A 22,393-nucleotide genomic window follows, 5' to 3' on the forward strand; every position below is an offset into this window, starting at 1 on the left:
ATTAATTGTCAGTTTACAATTATACTTTTTATCCTATCACTTTAAGTTTAGCAAATTGTAATAATAATTTTTTCTTTCCTGCTGTTGCAAATTGTATTTCTGCTTTTTTATTTGGTCCTTTTCCCTCTAATCCAACAACTTCTCCTTTTCCAAATCTATTATGTTCGACAATGTTACCTACAACAACGTCTCCATCAAATAAATTTGTTTTTCCACTTAATTCTGAAACCTTTTTCATTTTTCCTTTCGGAGGAATTAAATCAGTAGACTTTTTCGCCATGAATTCTTTTCTTTTCTTTTGAATAGGTTTTTGAAAACGAATTTTCTTCGGAGCATCATCAAACAAATCAGCGTCAATAAATCTATTTACCGAAGGTTCTGGTAACTTTGGAGAAATATATTCTAAATACTGATCATCTATTTCTTCTAAGAATCTACTTGGTTCTCCATCCGTTAATTTACCCCAGCGATAACGAGTTTGAGCGTATGTTAAGTATGCTTGCTTTTCTGCTCTTGTTAGCGCAACATAAAACAATCTTCTCTCCTCCTCCAATTCACTTCTTGTATTCATGCTCATGGCTGATGGAAATAAGTTTTCTTCTAAACCGACAATATATACGTACGGAAACTCTAATCCTTTTGCCAAATGAATAGTCATTAGAGACACGCGAGGAGTTTCATCTTTTTTATCAGAGTCAAAGTCTGTAGCTAGGGCAACATCTTCCAAGAAAATCGGTAAAGAAGCATCTTCACCAGCTTCAATTTTATCAGTAATAAAATCTTTAATACCGTTTAATAATTCCTGAACATTTTCAACTTTACTTACACCTTCTGGAGTTCCATCTTTTTGTAAATCTTTAACTAATTGCGTTTGTTTTACCACTAAATCAGCAACTTCGAAAGCGTTCTTAGTTTGTGCTTCAATTTGAAAACGCTGAATCATATTCGCAAAATTCTCAAGCTTTGTTTTAGTTCCAGAATTAACATTTACATCAAGTGCGGGTAAATTAAGAATTACCTCAAAAATTGACTTTTTATAATGATTGGCAGCAATTGTTAACTTATCAATTGTTGTTTGTCCTATACCTCTTGCTGGATAATTGATAACTCTTTTTAATGCTTCTTCATCATTTGGGTTTATCAATAATCGTAAATAAGAAAGTAAATCTTTAATTTCTTTTCTTTGGTAGAAAGAAATCCCTCCATAGATTTTATACTTAATATCTTTTTTACGAAGTGCATCTTCTATTGCTCTTGATTGTGCATTTGTTCGATATAAAATTGCAAACTCATCATTTGTGAGTTGATTGTTCATTTTATTATCGAAAATAGATTGCGCTACAAAACGACCTTCTTCTCCATCAGAAATAGTTCGCATTACTTTTATCGAACCTCCATCATCATTTGCTGTCCAAACTTCTTTATCTAATCTTGTTTTGTTTTTAGCAATTACAGAATTAGCTGCATTTACAATGTTCTTTGTTGAACGGTAATTCTGCTCTAACTTGAAAGTTTTTACATCCGGATAATCCTTCTGAAAGTTTAGAATGTTTTGAATATTTGCACCACGAAAGGCATAAATACTTTGAGAATCATCTCCTACCACACAGATATTTTGAAAACGATCTGCTAAGGCTCTTACAATTAAATACTGTGAGTGGTTTGTATCTTGGTACTCATCAACTAAAATGTATCTAAATCTGTTTTGATATTTAGCTAACACGTCTGGAAACCTAGCTAATAATTCGTTAGTTCTAAGTAATAAATCATCGAAATCCATAGCTCCAGATTTAAAACAACGATCTACATATTCTTTATAAATGTCTCCTGTTTTTGGGCGACTTGCCATTAAATCAGCTTCTTGTAAATCTGAATTGTTGAAATACGCTCTAACAGTAATTAAGCTATTCTTGAAAGAAGAAATTCTGCTTAATATTTGTTTGGGTTTATATCTATCTTTATCAAGATTCATTTCCTTAATAATGGAAGTAATTAATCTTACTGAATCTTGTGTATCATAAATTGTAAAATTCGATGGATATCCTAATTTATCAGCCTCTGCTCTTAGAATTCGTGCAAAAACAGAGTGAAAAGTTCCCATCCACAAATTCTTTGCTTCGCTATATCCTACTACTTTTCCAATCCTCTCTTTCATTTCTCGTGCGGCCTTATTGGTAAAGGTTAATGCCAAAATATTAAAAGAATCCACTCCTTGTTCCATTAAATGAGCGATTCTAAAAGTTAATACTCTAGTTTTACCTGAACCTGCACCTGCTATGATAATCATTGGGCCATCTTTTTGTAATACAGCCGCTCTCTGTGGTTCGTTAAGTTGTTCTAAATAAGTACTCAAAGAATATAAATTTGATAAGTATTCAAAAGTGTTAAATTAACCATTATTTCTACTGTAGTCATTATTAAAAGTTACTTTTTATTCACAATTTAGTCTTCAAAAACCTTCAATATATATTCCTTTAAAAAGGAATAAATTAAAATATAACCAAAAAAGGTTATAATTATAAAAATAACTATTAAAGGTTATAAAAAAAATGTATATTTACCTAAAATCAAACTATCATGATTGCAGTAATTACTGGAGATATTATCAACTCAAGAAATGAACCAGTAGATAAATGGTTGTCAAATTTAAAAAAAATACTTGCTTCTGTAAATTCTAATCCCAAATACTGGGAAATTTATAGAGGCGACAGTTTTCAACTTCAAACTAACGCTGAAGATGCTTTATTAGTTTGCTTGAGAATTAAAGCATCTATAAAACAAATTAATGATTTAGACGTTAGGTTAGCAATTGGAATTGGAGAGAAAAGCTTCGATGCTGATAATATTACTGAATCAAATGGAGAAGCTTTCATTAACTCTGGTTATGCATTTGACAAAATGCTAAAAAAACAGAGCATTGCCATTAAAACTCCTTGGAAAGACATTGATGAAACTTTTAATATTTCTTTAAGTTTAGCACTATTAACGATGGATTATTGGACAGCGAACTCTGCTGAATTTGTTAGTACTTCAATTGAAAACCCTGAGTTAACACAAGCGGGATTAGGTGAAATTTTAAAAATATCACAGGCTGGAATTAGTAAAAGAGGAAAAAGATCAGGATTTGAAGAAATCATTAAATTAGAACAATTTTACAGGAAAAAAATCAACGAAAAAATTAATCAACCATAATGCTTTTTATTCAACTATTATTAGTCCATATTTTAGGAGACTTCGTTTTACAACCCTCTTCCTGGGTTAAAAACAAAATGAAGTATAAAATCAAATCTTATAAATTGTATGCACATATTGGTGTGCACGCATTTTTGCTGTTTATCGTTGCTTTAATCAATCAAAATTTCTGGTTAGGATTTCTATTAATACTCATTACTCACTACATAATAGATGTTGCTAAATTATACCTGCAAAAGAAAGTTGCAGCTAACATTTTATTTTTTGGAGATCAGCTATTGCATATTTTCTTTTTGGGTTTAGCTACTTACCTAACAAAACCATTTAAAATAGATTTTTCAAAAATATTTACAGAAAAAGTATTACTTCTAATTACAGCCCTTTTATTCATCGTGTATGTAGCTCCTATTCTCATTCAACTCATCGTAAAACAATGGGAACCTGAAAAGGATAAACTAGATCATAAGCAATCTTTAAAAGAAGCTGGTAAATATATCGGTATTCTTGAACGCTTATTCGTATTTATGTTTGTTATATTTGGTAAATGGGAAGGCGTTGGTTTCTTATTAGCTGCTAAATCTATATTCAGGTTTGGAGATTTAACCACTGCCAAAGACCGAAAATTAACTGAATACATCCTTATAGGAACACTCATAAGCTTTGGTTTAGCTATACTCGCTGGACTAATCTATAATAAAGTAATTCAACTATTTTAATATGAAAAAATTTAAAGCCCTTCTATTTCTTCTAACTTCAATTACATCATTCTCACAAGAATTGAATAAAGATTGTGAAGCCATTGAACAAAAAGTAATTGAATGGAGAAGAGATTTCCATCAAAACCCTGAACTTTCGAATAGAGAATTTGAAACTGCTAAAAAGATTGCGAAACATTTAAAATCTTTGGGAATTGAAACTCAAGAAAATGTTGCTAAAACAGGTGTTGTTGGAATCTTAAATGGAAAAAAACCTGGAAAAGTTTTAGCCTTAAGAGCAGATATTGATGGATTACCTGTTGTAGAAAGAAATGACTTGGCTTTCAAATCAACAGTAAAAACAACTTTTTTAGGTAAAAATGTTGGCGTTATGCATGCCTGTGGACACGACACTCATATTGCAATTTTAATGGGTGTTGCTGAAGTTTTGGCTAAAAACAAAGACAAAATAAAAGGAACTGTAAAATTTATTTTTCAGCCTGCAGAAGAAGGTGCCCCAGAAGGTGAAGAAGGTGGTGCAGAATTAATGGTAAAAGAAGGTGTTTTAAAAAATCCGGATGTGGATGCCATTTTTGGATTGCATATTTCTTCGGGGCAAGATGTAGGTACAATTACTTACAAGCCAGGCGGAATAATGGCTGCCTCACAAAGTTTTAAAATTAAAGTGAAAGGAAAGCAATCTCACGGTTCTAGACCTTGGGCTAGTATAGATCCTATAATGGTTTCAGCTAAAATTATTGATGCTCTTCAAACTATTATTAGTAGAGAAGTTGATTTAACGAACGAAGGTGCCGTTATAACCGTGGGTAAAATCGATGCAGGAGTGCGAAGTAATATCATTCCTGAATCTGCAGTTATGATAGGAACTATTAGAACTTTAGATTATGATATGCAAAAACAAATTAACGATCGAATGAAAGAAATGGTTCCTGCTATAGCAAAGTCATACCGAGCAGAAGCGACTATTGAAATAGCAAAAGGATACCCTATTACCTATAACAATATTGAATTAACAAAACAGGTCCTTCCAACTCTTCAGAATGTTGCCGGTAAAGACAATGTAAAATTAATAAAAGCTATTACAGGAGCAGAAGATTTCTCTTTTTTCCAAAAGGAAGTACCAGGTTTCTATTTCTTTCTAGGAGGAAAAACTGTTGGAAATAAAAACCCGTATCCACATCATACCCCAGATTTTAAAATTGATGAAAGTGGAATGTTATTAGGTGTAAAAACGATGACACAATTAACTCTAGATTATTTGAACAATTAATTATTGAATTGAATACATGCAAGATCAAATTATTGAAGGATTAGCCTTCGCATTACCGGCTTTAGTTACTGGTGGTGTAGCTTATTTTATGTTTAGTGCTTTTTTAGAACGAGATGAGAATGAGAAAAAATTCGAGGTACTAATTCAAAAGAAAAAAGAGAGTTTACCAACAAAACTTCAAGCGTATGAACGTTTGTTGCTATTCTGTGAACGAATCAATCCAGCGAAACTTTTAACAAGAGTAGGTCCAATTGGGAATGACTCTGATAGTTATGCACATTTATTAATAGCTAATATCGAACAAGAGTATGAACATAATCTTGTACAACAAATTTATGTACATGATGATGCTTGGAAAGCTGTTGTAGGCTCAAAACTATCTATTATTAATAAAATTAGAACAACAGCAGAATCTAGTGATAATGCAAAAGAGCTCAGAGAAAATTTATTAATAGATTACTCACAAATTGAAAGTCCAACAGAAACGGCTATAGCAATTATAAAACAACAAGTTAAAAGATTAATATAAAAGTAAAGAGGTTACCAAATAGGTAACCTCTTCGTTTTAACAATAAATAGAAAATAGTATTTAAAACTTAAGTTTTAAACCTAGATTAAAGTTTCTACCTCTAGTGGTAAAACCAGCAATTTCTTGATAGTCTTCGTTTAAAATATTAGTTAAACTACCAAAAAGCACTACTTTATCTTTTAAAATACTGTGATTCACAAATAAATCTAATACACTGTAAGCATCTAAAGCTACACCTCCAAAATCACTTGTTTCGCTCACATATCTGTAAACTAAAGAAGCATTGGTATTTTTAATTGGAGAATAATCTATAAAACCAGCTATTTTATGTTGTGGTATTTTTAATAATAAACTTTCGTCTCTATCAATATATCCATAATTAGCTCTTAACTGTAAATTTTTCATTGCCTTATATGATACTTCCGTTTCAATACCTCTCGCTATAAAAGTCCCAAAATCGTTTGTAGTAATTGAAGCAAAAGTAACTGGATCAAAACCAAATGCAATTTTATCCGTTTCTTCTCTGTAGAAATAAGTAGCATTAAAGGTTAGATCTTCAAATAAACTAACTTCAAAACCACCTTCAATAGTAATGTCTTTTTCAGGCTCTAATTCTTCAACTGCTGGAGATTTAGTAAAGATTTCTGACAAAGTTGGCGCTACAAAAGCTGTACTATATGAAGCAAATACTTTTACAGATTTATCATCAGCAATATCAAAGTTATAAGAAGGATTCACATTAAACACGAAGTTACTTCCGTATTCGTTATGAATATTCATTCTTCCTCCTACATTTAAGTTAAAGTTATATTTTGAATTATAGTTTACAGAAACATATGGATCAATAAAATGTTGTTTCCCTTCTCCTTCAGGAATTACGCTAAACGAAGTGTTTTGTAACATATCTTGAAATTGAGAAGCTACTCCAACGATAAAAGATACTTCTTCATTAATTTGATAGTTATTAAACACATCAAAACCAAAAACTTCACCTTTATAAGTATCACCTGATGGTGTATTATCTCTTCTAATATCAATAAAAGAAGTTCTAACTTTTAACTCTCCCTTATTGTATTTAAAGTCTGTAGTAAAACCAGCTCTTTTTTGAATACTTTTAAAGCTATTATTCTGATCAACAGCAGTACTAGCAAATGTAACAGGATCAAAACTGAAACCATCATACTCCGTAAAAACTTCATCAAAATTTGCAAAAACACCAAATCTCAACTTATTAGTATGGTTATACCCTAATTTCAACATTACATTCTGACGATAGAACTTATCTTCTTCAAACAACGTGTTTTCATCAGTATTTTCAGCAGCAGATAATCCACTAGAATTATTCGTGTTTAAAGACAACAAATAATCTACTTTATCAACAGTTCCATTAAAATTGAAGTTTGCAGCAAACTCATCAGCAGCAAATTTAGTGTCTTGGTTTGCTCTATTACTTCCAACGGAAGTTGTAAAACTCCCTCTGAATGAATCTTTAGATGCTTTTTTTAAGATGATATTAATTACACCAGTTGCAGCTCCAGTTCCATATAAAGTTGAAGAAGCACCTTTCATTACTTCAATACGCTCTACTTGGTTAATATCTATCTGACGTAAATCAAAATCTCCATTAAAAGAAGATGGGTCGTTTACATTAATTCCATCAATTAAAATGGCAACTTGTCTATTTCTACCTCCACGGATATAATATCCTAAATTTTGACCTCTTGTACTGAAATTACCATTGATTTCAATTCCAGGAAGGTCATTCAAAAAGTCTACAACTGTTTTACCTTGATTTTTCTCAATAGTTTCAGCAGTAATTTGGTGAATAATTTTACCAATATTCTTTTTACTGGTTTTAAATTTAGTAGCAGTTACCACTACTTCATTTAATTTTTCGTCTTGTTGCGCAGATACGACTGTACTAGAAAAAGCACATACCAATGCACCAACAATTACTAATTGTTTTTTCATTAAAATGTTTTGTTTGATTTACAATAAATCAGGTATCAGATTTTTATGTATTATAAAAAACTTTTATCCCGAAAGTTTATTACCCCGTGAAATTTGGCAGGTCTCCTGACTTGCGTCTTGTAACTCACCTTCCCGCTTACGCAGTGGTAAAAGTTTTAGTTACAAGCTTACTAGCTTACAGTTGCGGGAACAGTCTCGGATTCTCACCGAATTCCCTTTTAATTCACTACAATGAAATTGTAGCAAAACCAAAATTCTCGGCAAATGTAGTTTTAAATACGAGAATACCAAAACATTTTTGTAATCTTGCTGCAAATCAAACTTCACATGGAAAAACGTTTCTTACTACATTTTATATTAGTAAATATCTTTTTACTTACTGCTTGTAAACAAAACCCTAAAAAAGAAACTGTTACACCTACAAAAAGCTACGTAAAATATGCTAAGGGATTTGATATTATTAATGTAAATGAAGAGACTAAAAAACTCATTATTAAAAATCCTTATTTGAATGCGAACGAAAGTTTTGAATACATTTTAAGTAAAAACAATCAAAAGGATGCTATTCATATTCCGATTGAAAAATTAGTAGTCACTTCTACTACGCATATTCCGATGTTGGAAATTTTAAATGGTGAAGGAACATTAGTTGGTTTTCCTAATACCAAATACATATCTTCTGAGAAAACAAGAAAATTAATTTCCAACGGAAAGATAAAGGAACTTGGTATTGAAGCTGATTTAAACACAGAAATTTTATTGGATTTACAACCTGATGCTGTTGTTGCTTTTTCAATGAACAAAACCAATAAATCATTACAATTCATTGAGAAAAATGGTATTCCAGTTGTATTAAATGGAGATTGGCTAGAAGAAACTCCGCTAGGAAGAGCAGAATGGATTAAATTATTTGGCGTTTTACTCAACAAAGAAAAAGAAGCAGACAGCATTTTTAACGTTATTGAAAAAAACTATTTAGAAGCGAAAAAATTAGCCTTAAAAGGTACATCGAAACCTTCCATTTTATCGGGAGCGTTTATGCAAAAAGATGTATGGAATTTACCTGCTGGAGAAAGTTTTGTTGCTCAGTTTTTACAGGATGCAAACACCAATTATTTATGGAAAGATACCAAAGGAAAAGGAAGCTTATCGTTAAGTTTAGAAAGTGTTTTAGATAAAGCACAAGATGCAAATTATTGGATTGCTCCTGGTTATTTTAACACCAAAGAGGAAATGCTCCAAAAGAATAAGATTTATAGTGATTTTACGGCTTTTAAAGAAAATAAACTATATACACCAAATATGAAAAAAGGGCCTACTGGTGGAGTTATTTATTTTGAACTCGGACCTAGTAGACCTGATTTAGTTTTAAAAGATATTATTAAAATCACACATCCTGAATTGCTTGAGGACTATGAATTTACTTTTTTCGAAGTAATGAAATAGCTCTGCTTAATGACCTTTTTTTAAAAGCTCAGGAAATTTTTTCTTAAATCTATTCAACCTCGGAATAGAAACATTTCTTACATAAGGATTATTTGGGTTTAATCGCTCATAGTTTTGATGATACGCTTCAGCTTCATAAAACTTTGTAAATTTAGTTACCTCAGTTACTATTTTTCCTTTGTAAACTTCAGTATTTAGTTTTTTAATGTAATCATCAATAATCTTCTTTTCTGATGCATTACTATAAAAAGCAATAGAGCGATATTGAGTTCCATAATCTGGATGTTGCCCATTAACAGTTGTTGGATCATGAGAACCAAAAAATACTTTTACCAAAGTTGCAAAACTTACTTTCTTCGGATTGTAATAAACCGCAACCGTTTCAGCATGACCTGTTGTTCCTGTTCCAATTTTTTGATACGTTGGGTTACTTGTATGTCCGCCAGCATAACCTGAAACAGCTTCATTCACTCCTTCTACACTCTCGAAAATTGCTTCAACACACCAAAAACATCCACTTGCAAAATAAGCAACCTCTTGTTTCTTTTGTGCATTTAAAAAAGTTGATAATCCAATAAAAATAATTGCAATAAGTTTCTTCATTTTAATTCGTTTTGAGCTTCGTCGTTACACTTTTTAATTTCTTTCATTAAGATAACGAAAAAAAGCTACTCGAACGAATCGAATAGCTTTTCAGATTAAAAACTAACAAATTTCAACATTTACGACTATTGAAAATCTTTCTCTCCTTTATTGGGATTATATATATAATTAAACGAATAATGTCTTGCATTTTCTTCCTTAGATGCATCGTTGTTTTTGTAATAACTTATAATTTCCACCTTAGCATAATTTCCATCGATGGTTCTAATCACCAAAACTTTTCCTGCAATCGGGTTAATCATGTGTGTTGGTGGACCTGCATACGTATACCAACCATTTCCACTTCCAGTAGTTAATGCATATTCACCAGAAGCATCTTGTTTAAATTCACTATCCGCAGGAGCTTCTGTAATACTCGACAATGTTCCTGTTACTAAGGCTAAAGCAGCTGTTCCCGTTCTTTGAGGTTCTTCTGAAATCCCTCCAATTTGTGCTCCTCCATTTATTAAAATTGTAGTTCCTCTAAACGCTATATCCCAATTATCGCCGCTAACTTGACTTCCTTCTTTAAAACTGAACTTGGTAAAACTTCCAGAAGTAACTGGTGGATTTTGAGTAAAATCAGTGCTTTGCAAAGCTGCTAAATTTGTGATTGATTTTGATTCAACAGGTAATGTCGTAACTCCTTCGTTGTCTTCACAAGAAGCAAATAGTACAGAAATTGTAAAGAGTATTATTAATTTTAAGTTTCTCATTGTATAAATATTTAATTGAATTTTAATTTTTCTGGTTGATATATAATTGATTTTAACAACTTTCTTTCTTTAAACAATAACCAAGTATTGATTAGTAATAAACCTCCTGTTTGAAGCAATTCTCCTACTTCATCAAACTCTAAAAACAGATGGAAAAAGAAAATATTAATCACGATTGGAAAAGCCATAATCGCTCCGAATGTTGTAAATACTTGACTTATTAATAAAAGTCCGCACACAATTTGCATGATGCCTAAGAACTGCCATAAGTATCCCGTTTGTTTCATTCCATTTATGTAAAGGATCTTTTGAAGTGTCAATTCTTTGTCAACAGCCTGAAATTTTTCCGCTTTTTTGACAACTTCAACTGGTGAAGGATTCTCTTTTGAGAACTTCCCTATTCCTCCGTAAATAAGCATTCCTCCTAAAACAATGCTAAGTACTAGTGTTATTATTTTGATTGTTTTCATATATGTATTAAATATTAAATTGAATTCTTGTAAAAAATGTTCTTCCTAATCGTCGAGCTGCATCAATATTTTCGAAGCGATTACGGTTCTCCTCTCCATTTGAATTGAATACATTATCAACTCCAAATTGAAGGTTGATGAAACCATAAAATCTCTTTTGAAATGCAAGATTTATGAGTGTATTTCCTGCAACAAAATCATCGTATTTATCAATAATTTCGTTGTTATTATTGGTATCAAATAAGGCAAAACGACTTCGATACAATAGTCTAAGGTTTACTGAAAAATCATGTTGAAAGTTTTCATAGAAGAGTTTAAAATTTGCTGTATGTCTAGATCTATTCGCAAGTCCGAAATAATCGTTAATTGATAATAGTTCTGAAGGAGATGTTGGTGTTCTTCTAAAAAAGACTTCTCCCCTTTTTATTTGATTGATTTCTTCTTTATCGCCTGTATCCAAAAATTGATATCCAGCTGAAAATCGAAGATTTGTATTGATTCTATAATCGGTTTCTAACTCAAGACCTTGGGTAAATACACGATTTCGATTTTCGTAAGAAAAAACAGATGTGTTTGGTAAGTCTGGGAAATTTCTCGACACTACAAACGTGTTAATTAAATCACGAATATCATTTCTAAAAAAGTTTAGATTGATTTTCAGCTTTGTAGTCGGTTTTAACTGAAATCCGAAATTGTATCCTATTGAACTTTCCGGTTTTAATTCTTTTTCTAAGGAACTAACTTCTGGTAAATATCCATATAACTCATGTAAAACTTGAGTTCCTAAAACCACATAGCCTCCCGCAGTATTTCTGAAATTAAAGAATAATTGTCTGAAGTCTGGAACTTTATACCCAAATCCAACTGATGATTTTGCTGTTATCCAATCATTAATTTTATAATTTGCTGACAATTTAGGGCTAAAAGCAGATTTGAATTTATTAAACGCATCGAATCGTAAACCAGCGACAACATTTACCTTATCTGTAAGATTTGTATCAAATTGGGTAAAAGCGTAATATCCATTAAACCGTTCTTTACCATCAAAAAAAGTTCTTTCTAAACCATCAAAGTTTGCTCCCAGTCCACTTACGAGATTTCCCTCATCAAAATTAACATCAAGCTTTATCTCTGGCCTAAATAATGTTTGATTAAATGCAGATGTTTCTCCATTAAAAATACTTTCAGTTTTAAATCGTGTTCCATAGAATAAATAATCGATTTTGAAAGAATCACTTAACTTTTGTGTGGTCTTTAGAGAGCCTCCAAAATCTAAACGACTAGCATCTCCTGAATTGTTAAAAATGGTTTCTTTAAAATACCTGCCTTCAATTACGGTCTTAACTTTGTCATTAAAACTATAGTTCAACAATAAATTACCCGATCCATTTTGATACGCCTGAGCGGTATTGATGTCATCTCCGGGAGATACATCATAAGCTCCTCCAGAATTCAAATTCAAACCTACATTAACTCCAAAGTTCTCTTTTCCATATGAATAACTCGTATTTATATCTAACTCTTCTCTCGCTGCAAATCGAGACATATAAGAAACTGTTCCTTTAGAAACTCCGTCTTTAGGATTTTCGGTGATGATATTAATTACACCGCCTAAAGCTTCGGAACCATATAACGAAGAAGATGGACCTTTAACAATCTCAATCTGTTTAATATTATTAATAGACAAGCGGTTTAAGTCAATATTCCCAGAAGTTCTACCAATTAACGGAAGTCCATTTACTAAAATCAATGTATACTCTGCATCCACACCTTGCATTTGTACTCCTTCAGAACTTCCAAAATCAGAAACCATAATCAAACCCGTTTGTTCCAAAATAATATCTCGTAATCGTGTAGCACCAGTTTCTATAATTTGTTTTTTACTAATTAAAGTAACTGGCATTGGTACCGAAGACAATTGACGTTTAGTTCGAGTTGCTGTAATTATTACTTCATCTAACTTATTTGGAATAGAATCTTTTTTCTCCTTATTCTCTTGGCTATTAACATGAATTACCATGCCTAAAATGACTGTTCTGAAAACCTTATTTAGAAACATTCTTAATAATTTTGATGCAAATATAAATTTTATTTTTATTCAATCTAAATTAATATTATAAATTTGCATCGTAGTAATTTTAAAAACATAGAAATGAAAAAACTAGGATTAGCACTAACTATCACGCTATCATTATTTTACACTGTTAACGCTCAAAAAGACAAGAAACAAGAGGATATTAAAGCTATCAAAGCCATGAGTGGATGCTTTAAAGTAGGTTTTAATTTTAGCGAAACATTTAATTATTCAACTGATAGCTTGTACAAACCATCAGCAGTTAAACACGATAAAGCATTAGAATGGGTTGAAGTAATTACGGATAAAAACAACAAGATTCAATTACAACACTTACTTATTGTCGGACCAAAATCGAAACCACATATTGTTAAGCATTGGAGACAAGATTGGTTGTATGAAAATCAAGCCCTTTATATGTTCCATAAAGGAACACATTGGAAATATGTTGAACTTCCTAAAGAAGCCGTAGAAGGTCAATGGACACAAAAAGTTTATCAAGTAGATGATAGTCCGAGATATGAAGGAACAGCAACTTGGGTTCATGTTGACGGTAAAAGCTATTGGGAAAATGGAACAGATGCTCCTTTAGCAAGACGTGAACATACTAAACGTTCTGACTACAATGTAATACACAGACGTAATCGTCATGAAATCACCAACACTGGTTGGGTGCACAATCAGGATAATGACAAAATTATCAGAGAAGATAATAAAGAAGATTTCGTTTTAGCTCAGGAAAAAGGATATAACACATATGAAAAAGTAGCCGATAATGAATGTGAAGCTGCTCAGAAATGGTGGAAAGAAAACAAATCACTATGGAAAAAAATACGTAAAAAGTGGGACAAAGCATTTGATATGAAAAAAGATATTACCCTACAACCTAAAGTAAATGACAAAAAATTATTTTCTCATTTATTCGCTTTAAAAGCAGATGCTTCAAAGAAAGAAATCAATACTATAATTGACCAATTTCTAAATTAATATCCTTAATTTGTGTTGTTTTAAATCTCACTTTTAATTACTTAGAAGTGGGATTTTTTATTGTTTAAAACTTTGTTTGTCAATACTAACTGGGTTTGCTACTTTTGCTATAGAATTTAATAGTATTAATGGAGCACTTTATAGTATCAGCACGTAAATATCGCCCTCAAAATTTTGAGGATGTTGTTGGGCAACAAGCCATAACAAACACGTTAGAAAATGCTATAAAAAATAATCATTTAGCACAAGCTTTACTATTTACAGGACCTCGTGGTGTTGGTAAAACATCTTGTGCTCGTATTCTGGCTAAACGCATTAACCAAGAGAGCTCAGAAAATACTACAGAAGAAGATTTTGCTTTTAATATTTTTGAATTAGATGCGGCTTCGAACAACTCTGTTGATGACATTAGAAATTTAACAGATCAAGTACGAATTCCTCCTCAAACTGGAAAATATAAAGTATACATTATTGATGAGGTTCACATGCTTTCCCAAGCAGCTTTTAACGCTTTCTTAAAAACATTAGAAGAACCACCAGCGCATGCAATTTTCATCTTAGCGACAACGGAAAAACATAAAATTATTCCGACGATTTTATCAAGATGTCAAATTTTTGATTTCAAAAGAATCGGTGTTTTAGATGCTAAAAACTATTTGAAAGTTATTTGTGAACGAGAGAGCATTACTGCTGAAGACGACGCACTTCATATTATTGCTCAAAAAGCTGATGGAGCTATGCGTGATGCTTTATCTATTTTTGATAGAGTCGTTAGTTTCTCTGGAAATAACTTAACACGTGAAGCTGTTACTCAAAACTTAAATGTATTAGATTACGAAGTATACTTTAATATGACGGATCTTTTACTTGAGAATAAAATTCCTGAGGCTTTAATGGCTTATAATGAGGTTTTATCAAAAGGTTTTGAAGGTCAACATTTCATAAGTGGATTAGCATCTCATTTTAGAGATTTATTGGTAGCAAAAGATACTGCAACTATCTCGTTGTTAGAAGTTGGAGATACAGTAAAAAAGAAATATTTAGAGCAAGCAACAAAAGCTTCAATGTCGTTTTTATTACCTGCTATTGATAAAGCCAACGATTGTGACTTAAAATATAAATCGAGTAAAAACCAGCGCTTACTTGTTGAATTATGCTTAATGCAAATCGCCTCTATCAATTTTGATGGAGAAAAAAAAAAAGGTAGTAACTACATAATCCCCGCAACATTTTTCACAGCTCTTTCGCCAGTCATCAAAAAGATTGAAAAAGTAGCTACAGCGGCTAAACCTCAAGCTACAACAGAGAAGATTGTTCAAACTCCTAAGCAAGAAGTTCCTGAGAATAAAAAACCTTCTATTAAGAATATCAAAAGAAGAACCTCCGCTCTTTCTTTAAAAAGTTTGACTGAAAAACGTGTTGTAAAAGTAGTTACTGATGAAGAAGAAAACTTTGACAATCATCCTAGAACACCATTTAACGAAGAACAACTAAATGAAGCTTGGAAAAAATATTATTTCAAATTACAGGAACTTGGTGAAAAAAATATGGCATCCATCTTACTAGCGGGACAACCAAAACTACTACCAAATTTTGAAATTGGTGTAACTTTACCTAATAAATTAATGAAAAGCCAGCTTGGTAAAGGAAGACCTGCTTTGTTAAAATTTCTTCGAGAAAAACTTAATAATTATGGTATTGCCATTAAAATTGAAGTTAGTGAAACCGTAGAAAAGAAATTTGCTTACACTCCGCAAGAGAAGTATCAAAAACTTAAAGAAAAGAACCCTCTACTAGAGAAACTAAAAAACACCTTTGGTTTGGATATTTAAGCCACACACAAAGATCTTCTTCTTTTAAGCCAAGGAGAAACCCCACCAATTTCTAAAGCTTCAAAAAAATTATCTTCTTTAATAATACAGTTTGTTTCATTTGAATTATCAACCTTGATAAAACGATATAAAATTAACTTAAGAACAGATTCTTTTACCTCATTAAAAGTTACCTCTTCATTATAACTGTTCTCAACAATATGACTAATAAGACTATCGATATTACTAAATTCTATATCCTCCGCTAAAGTTTTGAATACTAATTCTTCCATAATTCCCCTGTTTATAAAACAAAGCTAATTCAATCACTTCTTTTAAAAAATGGAATTACTGCATGGAAAAATGTGGATTTCCGTAGGTATTAATTAAGCGACCTTTTCTCCTACGTAAACAATCGTATCATTTTCTTTAATATCCTGATCTTTTACTTCAGATAAAACTTTAATTTTCGTGTTCGATTTAAAGAAAAGAGGAATTGCTCTATTGTGCTTGGTAATTAATTCAACTTTTTCTTTGAAATCTTTTGAAGATTTAACTTTTAATTCATTTATCTCAGGATAATCTCTAATTGTTTCCGTTAAATTGATGAAGTCGTCGTTTTGGGTGAATAAAATATCTGAATTTTCCGGCTTCTTAGAAGTTACCTCTCTGGAAGTGGCTAATCTGTAGGATCCCATTTCTCCAAAAACATCTGAAAAACGTTCTAAGGCATATTTATTTACCACATCACTACCTGTCATGGCAATTAAATAACCAACATCATTTAATTCAACATTGCTATCAATATTATCATTATATATATCAATATTAAAAGCTTCGATTCCCATTTCTTTGGCATCGTTCACGTAATCTTTATTACTATCTAATAAAATTACTCTCCTGTTATTATCTATCAAAAACTTAGCTATCAATCTTGCTGATCTAGATGCTCCAACGAATACAATCGCTTCCGATTTTTTAAGGAATACTCCAATCATTTTTGCAACCATTCTCGCTGTTGTTGCATTCAACAAAACCGTTCCTAAAACCATTGTAAACACAAGTGGTGTAATGTAATTTGCTCCCTCGACACCTAACTTCATTAATTTTGTTCCAAATAATGAAGCAATACCAGCTGCCACAATACCTCTTGGTCCTACCCAACTGATGAATAGCTTTTCATTTAATTTCAAGGTGGAATTATGAGTACTTAAGAAAACTCCCAGTGGACGAACTACAAAAACTACCAAAGCGAAAAGCAACGCTGTCTTCCAATTATAAATTAAAATTAATTGCTCCATATCCATATTTGCAGCAAGTAAAATGAATAAAATAGAAATTAATAAAACAGTTAATGATTCTTTAAAATACAACAACTCATCAAAGCTTTTTAATTTACTATTTGCTATCACCATTCCCATTACTACAACGGCTAGAAGTCCAGATTCATGAGCTAATATATCTGACAAAACAAAAACCAATAATACCATTGATAATGATACTACATTCAATAAATAATGTGGAACAAACTTTCTATTAATAAAGAAGATTAATGCTTTTGCAAAAACAAAACCTAAAGATGAACCAAATAAGATGATTTTAAAAAATTCAATTAATGCAGTTTGTGTAAAACCGCCTTCTCCTCCAACACTAATAAATTCGAAAACCAAGACTGCCACTAAAGCACCAATTGGATCAATTAAAATTCCTTCCCATTTTAACACTGCTGCAACATCTTTCTTTAAAGGAATATTCCTTAAAATAGGAGAAATCACAGTTGGGCCAGTTACAATAATTAAAGACGAAAACAATAACGACAGTTCCCAACCAAGGTTAAAAATATAATGCGCAAAAATTCCGGCTAAAAAGAAAGTAACTACAGACCCTAGTGTAACTAACTTGGTAATTACAGGACCAACATTATTAATTTCACTTTTTTTAAGTGTTAATCCTCCTTCGAAAAGTATAATACTAATAGCTAAAGACACAAAGTAAAATAAACCTTCTCCTGGGAAAAGACCTTTTTCTCCATTCCAAATTGGCTCAATCCATTTGCTACCATTATCACTAAGATATTCTGCTGCAATTGGCCCCACCAATAATCCTATTAAAATAAGTGGCAAAATAGCTGGGATTTTAAACTTCCAAGCTACCCATTGTGCTAAAATTCCTAATATAATTATACCTGCTAGTTCTAACATCTTTTGAAATTAATAACTGTAAATGTAGAGCTTTTATTCTAAATAAAATTTATATGACTAAGCTGTTTAATGAATTATTAACTTTCTTTTTAATTCGTTGCCATTATCATCAATTACAGTTACAACATGCTCTCCTTTTGAAGGTTTAATTGGTAGTTCATGATAATCAGTAGTTTCCTTTACAAAATCGCTATTCAAATACCAATAAATTTTCGCATTAGGGTTTGTATGAGTCAATTTTAAAATAATCTCATTCAACTTTCCATCGTTTCCTTTAGTTAACGAAAGCTTTGTTTTATACTTAACAGGAAAAATAAAATCAATTACCTTTTTTTCAGATTTATTACAACCTTCTAGGTATTCAGGTATTTTGGTATAATTAGAGTTCTTTTGCTTGTAAAAATATGCCATTAACGGAGGAAGCTCAAACCAAATTTTTGTCTTCATTTGGTTCGTTGGATAACAATTAGAATTCACTCTAAATGTTTCTGTATGATCCAAGTGAACCTCTTTGTGATACGGACAAGATTGAGCTCTATTTCCGTTTTTTGCAACTCTTTTAGATACTTTTTCGCATATAGCCAAAGCTAAAAATCCACTTTCAGCACAAACATTCTCTTCAATTAAATCTTCGAAAGGCTCTAAAAACCATTTTGATTTTGGTAAAATATCAAAAACTTTAAACATTAAAGGAGCAGCACTTCCTACTCCAGTTACATCAGGTCTTCCTTCTCCATCCGAATTTCCTACCCATACACCAACAACGTACTTGGAAGTTGCACCAATTGCCCACGCATCTTTATTCCCAAAACTCGTACCTGTTTTCCAGGCTATTTTTTGCGATGAATCATAGTATTTCCACGCTTGATCTGATAATGGTCTGTTAACCTCAGTTAAGGTATTTAAAGTTAAGTACGCTGAACCTGCATCTATGTTTTTGGATTGATTCTGCACTTTTCCATAATCTACCTTAGAATTTAAGAGATAACTCGGCTCTTGAAATTCTTTCGAGTAATACTTATGCTTTAAAATTTCGTAATGATTTACAGTCCCAGCATAACCAGCAAATACCTTACATAAATCCCAAAGAGTAGCTTCTCCTCCACCTAAAACTAATGACAATCCGTAATAATCAGCGGTTTGATTAATATTTTTAATATTATAATCTTTTAAATCGGCTAAAAACTTCTGCAGACCATACTTTTGTAGTAAACGAACCGCAGGAATATTTAAGGATCTCGTTAAAGCTTCATTAGCAGGCACAGCACCGTCATATCTTAAATCAAAATTCTTTGGAATATAACCTGCAATATCGGTAGGAACATCCTTGACTAATTGACTTGGAAGTAAATCTCCAGATTGAAGCATATGTGCATATAAAAAAGGCTTTAAAGTACTTCCTGTACTTCTAGGAGCAATTACATTATTAACATCTTTTTGATGTTTTGCATCAGTAGGAGAATTTCCTACATATGCTACTACTTTTTTCGTCTCGACATCTAAAACCAAAACTGCTAAATTATGAACCTCATTTTGTTTCATTAATTTATAATGCTGTTTCGATAAATGATTCACTTGTTTTTGATAAAAATTATCAATAGAACTAATTACTCGTTTCCCTTCATACTCTTTTTTTACTTCTTGTAAAAAATGCTGTGCTAATGTTGGTAACTGATAAGGTTTTTGAGGTAATTCTTCCTCGGATGCCAAAACATAAGTTATACTATCGATAATTTCCTCTTTATACAGTTTTTTTAATAGTCGATTTCGCTTTTGTTTTAATTTAATTTGATTTTTACCTGGGTATATTAACGAAGGAGCATTTGGTAAAACGGCTAGAGTAGCACTTTCTGCCCAAGAAAGTTGTTCTGGTCTCAAACCGTAATATCTCCACGCAGCCATTTCTAAACCAACAACATTGCCTCCGAAAGGAGCATGAGAACTATAAAGATTCAATATTTTTTCTTTTGAATAACGAAACTCTAATCTCGTAGCCAATATTAACTCCTTAAGTTTCTCGATGTACGTTCGTCTCTTGTTTTTTCTGGAAAGACGAATTACTTGTTGCGTAATTGTACTTCCTCCTCTAACGACTCTTTTAGCTTTTCTATTCTCTAAAAATGCTTTTGCAATTGAAACAGGATTAAATCCAAAGTGTTTATAAAAATGGGCATCCTCAAATTGGAGAATACAGTGTTTAAATTTATAAGGAACTGAATCTAATTCTGGAAACCTCCATTGTCCATCTTTAGCAATAGTTGCGCCCAATAATTCGTTATTACGAGATAAAAGAACTGTAGAAGTAGATTCGTTGAAAAGCTTTTCTGGTAATGAAAAAAAATACATTAAAAATAATATCAAAAATATACTTAGCCTTTTCCAACGCTTTAATAAAAAGTATTTGATTTTTATCATTTACCAATTTTTATCTAAAAGAAAAATTCGAATAAATCTACTAACAATTTTTTGACTTTCAATGATTCATTTAGTATTTGGTATAGGTTACCTTACCCATTTTTAAATAATTAACAATATGTTGAATGGAACGTGTTTTTGCCTTCATAAATGTGTTGGTAAAATCAAACAAGAAAACCGAGCTCTCACCAGTTGTTACAAATTGTAAAATTCTTTTTTGTTCTTTAACATCATATAAAATTACTTCAGCATTCAGAATACAGTACTCAACTGTACTCTGAGTTCCTACTCCATGAGGACCAACAGCAGGATTATAAGTAGTTTCCAATCGATTGGTAATTTCAAAATTTGAAAAACTTAAAATATAATCAGTTTCTGAATTGGTAAACACTTCATTTAACACTTCTCTATCTGCATTAATTCCCTTGTTAAGCTCATCCAATATGGGATGTACATCAATTATATACTCTGCAAACAAATTAGACTTTATAGCTTCTGTGATAAACTCATTAATGTAAGAATCAACAAATAAACTATCTGTAGCGAAGTTTTTTTCAAAAGTATTAATAAAATTATTCGCTCTGATATTTTCAAAACCAGTTATTAAAACAGTTTTATTTTGAAAATTTTCGAAGTTCCCTTCTTTAACAACCCTATTGATATAATCTTTTTTAACAATACAAGAAGTAAAAGATAACAGAGCGATAGCAAACCATAGTATATTCTTTTTCATATTAGCTATATTAAATAAAAACAGGAGCAAATTTACTAAAGTTAATTTACTCCTGAGGTTTAATTAATTTGAATATGGATTCGCGTTTTTAGACGAAGTGAGAATTGTTTGATCTCTTATAGTCGTTGGGTTATTAGGAACCGAAGCATAATATGGATTTCCCTTATCGAATCCCATAGAGGTTAATTGAATTTCTCCTGAACTCATTACATCTATTTTTGTGTATCCAAAAAATGTTGCTTCACCTGGGCTACCTGCGTTACCAGCAATTACTTGATAGGTTTTATTACCTTCTGGCTGCATTCTCTGATAATCATGTTTATGAGCTGAAAGCATAGCAATAACATCATTATCTCTCAATTTTGGCCAAAGAACTGGTCCTTCTGGAAACCCTGCATGACCTGTTTTTGGTGTTATCTCTCCATTTTCATAGATATAATAAGGTTTATGGCCCAAAACAAAAATATGATCGATAGAGCTATCTTGTTTATACTCTTCTACTTTATTAATAATCCAATTTGTTGGAATTTGTCCTTCTAACCCATAAGGATTTTCCGTTGTTGGAGTATTATATGTATCAGTATTCATAAGTATAAACCCAATATTCTTTCGTGTAAAGGCAAAAGTCATTTGATTATTAATACTATCATTTCCAGTTACTACAGCTCTATCTTTAGGCATAAATTCGGACATATGTTTCATCCATATTTCCGTTGAACCTTTTAACGGCCATTCATCATGACCTTTTACACCATAATCAGCCCAATATAACATTTCATGATTCCCAGGAACTGCAACCGTTTCAATGCCAGAAGTGCTTATAGAACTAAAATTGGTGTCTTTGTATAAATTTACCCAATTACTTAATTGATCATCTAATTTTGTTGTAGTAGTTTCTCCCAATACCATATCTCCTAAAAAGAAGAACAAATCAGGTTTATTATCAAGATTTGCAACTTCGTTCCAAATTCTTTTCATTGCATATAAGTTAGCCGTAGATCCATTGGTAGCTGTAGTATCATACTCCTGATGTCTATCAACTCGATTACATCCTAAAAACACAAAACTATATTCGACCGAGTCCTTAGAAAATGATGCTAACTCTTTTATTGTTTCTTTAGTTCCTTCTTTTGATTTGTCTTTTTTGTTTATACTACAAGCAACAATTAAAGATGTCGCTAATAAGAAAGTTAAGTATTTAGTTTTCATGGTTAGTTAAT

19 protein-coding genes and 1 riboswitch are annotated in these 22,393 nt (G+C 31.5%); of the genes, 8 read left to right on the forward strand and 11 right to left on the reverse strand.

The annotated features are described in order from the left end of the window. Positions 1–28: 28 nt before the first annotated feature. Positions 29–2,353 (reverse strand): ATP-dependent helicase, encoded by a 2,325-nt coding sequence (locus ACOSP6_RS07920; RefSeq protein ID WP_422093551.1) that lies wholly within the window; start codon positions 2,351–2,353, stop codon positions 29–31. A gap of 224 nt (positions 2,354–2,577) precedes the next feature. On the opposite strand from ACOSP6_RS07920, the gene ACOSP6_RS07925 reads away from it, so the two are divergent. Genes ACOSP6_RS07925 through ACOSP6_RS07940 form a run of 4 tightly spaced genes read left to right on the forward strand, consistent with a single transcriptional unit; the run spans position 2,578 to position 5,707 of the window. Further along, the gene (locus ACOSP6_RS07925) at positions 2,578–3,192 is read left to right on the forward strand and encodes a SatD family protein (RefSeq protein WP_422093550.1); all 615 of its coding nucleotides are present in this window, start codon (positions 2,578–2,580) and stop codon (positions 3,190–3,192) included. Beyond that, the gene (locus tag ACOSP6_RS07930) at positions 3,192–3,908 is read left to right on the forward strand and encodes a DUF3307 domain-containing protein (RefSeq protein ID WP_422093549.1); all 717 of its coding nucleotides are present in this window, start codon (positions 3,192–3,194) and stop codon (positions 3,906–3,908) included. The genes ACOSP6_RS07925 and ACOSP6_RS07930 overlap by 1 nt, the downstream gene beginning before the upstream one ends. A gap of 1 nt (position 3,909) precedes the next feature. After that, on the forward strand, positions 3,910–5,178 hold the full coding sequence (locus ACOSP6_RS07935; protein ID WP_422093548.1) for an amidohydrolase: 1,269 nt from the start codon (positions 3,910–3,912) through the stop codon (positions 5,176–5,178). Positions 5,179–5,194: 16 nt separating this feature from the next. Then, complete coding sequence (locus tag ACOSP6_RS07940) at positions 5,195–5,707, forward strand: hypothetical protein (protein ID WP_422093547.1); 513 nt, start codon at positions 5,195–5,197, stop codon at positions 5,705–5,707. A 60-nt stretch (positions 5,708–5,767) separates the two neighbouring features. Here ACOSP6_RS07940 and ACOSP6_RS07945 read toward each other — a convergent pair whose 3' ends face one another. Next, positions 5,768–7,678 carry a TonB-dependent receptor plug domain-containing protein gene (locus tag ACOSP6_RS07945; protein WP_422093546.1) on the reverse strand — a complete coding sequence of 637 codons (1,911 nt, stop codon included), beginning with the start codon at positions 7,676–7,678 and terminating at the stop codon, positions 5,768–5,770. A 78-nt stretch (positions 7,679–7,756) separates the two neighbouring features. Next, a riboswitch (cobalamin riboswitch) is annotated at positions 7,757–7,946 on the reverse strand. Positions 7,947–8,005: 59 nt separating this feature from the next. Here ACOSP6_RS07945 and ACOSP6_RS07950 point away from each other — a divergent pair. Next, a complete protein-coding gene (locus tag ACOSP6_RS07950; RefSeq protein ID WP_422093545.1) occupies positions 8,006–9,124 on the forward strand; it encodes an ABC transporter substrate-binding protein in 1,119 nt (372 codons plus the stop codon). 6 nt (positions 9,125–9,130) lie between these two features. Here ACOSP6_RS07950 and msrA read toward each other — a convergent pair whose 3' ends face one another. From msrA to ACOSP6_RS07970, 4 genes are all read right to left on the reverse strand, one after another. After that, on the reverse strand, positions 9,131–9,727 hold the full coding sequence (gene msrA / locus ACOSP6_RS07955) for a peptide-methionine (S)-S-oxide reductase MsrA (RefSeq protein WP_422093544.1): 597 nt from the start codon (positions 9,725–9,727) through the stop codon (positions 9,131–9,133). Between the two features lie 125 nt (positions 9,728–9,852). After that, complete coding sequence (locus ACOSP6_RS07960; protein WP_422093543.1) at positions 9,853–10,482, reverse strand: HmuY family protein; 630 nt, start codon at positions 10,480–10,482, stop codon at positions 9,853–9,855. Between the two features lie 11 nt (positions 10,483–10,493). Then, on the reverse strand, positions 10,494–10,952 hold the full coding sequence (locus ACOSP6_RS07965; protein WP_422093542.1) for a DoxX family membrane protein: 459 nt from the start codon (positions 10,950–10,952) through the stop codon (positions 10,494–10,496). 7 nt (positions 10,953–10,959) lie between these two features. After that, positions 10,960–13,011 (reverse strand): TonB-dependent receptor plug domain-containing protein, encoded by a 2,052-nt coding sequence (locus ACOSP6_RS07970; RefSeq protein ID WP_422093541.1) that lies wholly within the window; start codon positions 13,009–13,011, stop codon positions 10,960–10,962. Between the two features lie 93 nt (positions 13,012–13,104). On the opposite strand from ACOSP6_RS07970, the gene ACOSP6_RS07975 reads away from it, so the two are divergent. Together ACOSP6_RS07975 and dnaX are read left to right on the forward strand one after the other, a co-directional pair. Beyond that, positions 13,105–14,013 (forward strand): DUF6607 family protein, encoded by a 909-nt coding sequence (locus ACOSP6_RS07975; RefSeq protein WP_422093540.1) that lies wholly within the window; start codon positions 13,105–13,107, stop codon positions 14,011–14,013. A 128-nt stretch (positions 14,014–14,141) separates the two neighbouring features. Then, positions 14,142–15,845, forward strand: coding sequence for a DNA polymerase III subunit gamma/tau (dnaX, locus tag ACOSP6_RS07980; RefSeq protein ID WP_422093539.1), 1,704 nt, complete (start codon positions 14,142–14,144; stop codon positions 15,843–15,845). Here dnaX and ACOSP6_RS07985 read toward each other — a convergent pair. The 3 genes from ACOSP6_RS07985 to pbpC form a co-directional block, all read right to left on the reverse strand. Further along, on the reverse strand, positions 15,842–16,117 hold the full coding sequence (locus tag ACOSP6_RS07985; RefSeq protein ID WP_422093538.1) for a hypothetical protein: 276 nt from the start codon (positions 16,115–16,117) through the stop codon (positions 15,842–15,844). The genes dnaX and ACOSP6_RS07985 overlap by 4 nt on opposite strands. Positions 16,118–16,210: 93 nt before the next feature. Continuing rightward, a complete protein-coding gene (locus ACOSP6_RS07990) occupies positions 16,211–18,025 on the reverse strand; it encodes a cation:proton antiporter (protein ID WP_422093537.1) in 1,815 nt (604 codons plus the stop codon). 66 nt (positions 18,026–18,091) lie between these two features. Next, a complete protein-coding gene (pbpC, locus tag ACOSP6_RS07995; protein WP_422093536.1) occupies positions 18,092–20,371 on the reverse strand; it encodes a penicillin-binding protein 1C in 2,280 nt (759 codons plus the stop codon). Between pbpC and ACOSP6_RS08000 the strand changes: the two genes are divergently transcribed. Next, entirely contained in the window at positions 20,337–20,495 is a 159-nt protein-coding gene (locus tag ACOSP6_RS08000; protein WP_422093535.1) for a hypothetical protein, read from the forward strand. The two genes, pbpC and ACOSP6_RS08000, sit on opposite strands and share 35 nt — an antisense overlap. A 15-nt stretch (positions 20,496–20,510) precedes the next feature. Here ACOSP6_RS08000 and ACOSP6_RS08005 read toward each other — a convergent pair whose 3' ends face one another. Beyond that, a complete protein-coding gene (locus tag ACOSP6_RS08005; RefSeq protein WP_422093534.1) occupies positions 20,511–21,173 on the reverse strand; it encodes a hypothetical protein in 663 nt (220 codons plus the stop codon). 63 nt (positions 21,174–21,236) lie between these two features. Further along, positions 21,237–22,382 carry a metallophosphoesterase family protein gene (locus ACOSP6_RS08010; protein WP_422093533.1) on the reverse strand — a complete coding sequence of 382 codons (1,146 nt, stop codon included), beginning with the start codon at positions 22,380–22,382 and terminating at the stop codon, positions 21,237–21,239. Positions 22,383–22,393 lie beyond the last annotated feature (11 nt).

This window comes from Tenacibaculum sp. MEBiC06402 (genome assembly GCF_049239625.1).
GTDB lineage: Bacteria > Bacteroidota > Bacteroidia > Flavobacteriales > Flavobacteriaceae > Polaribacter.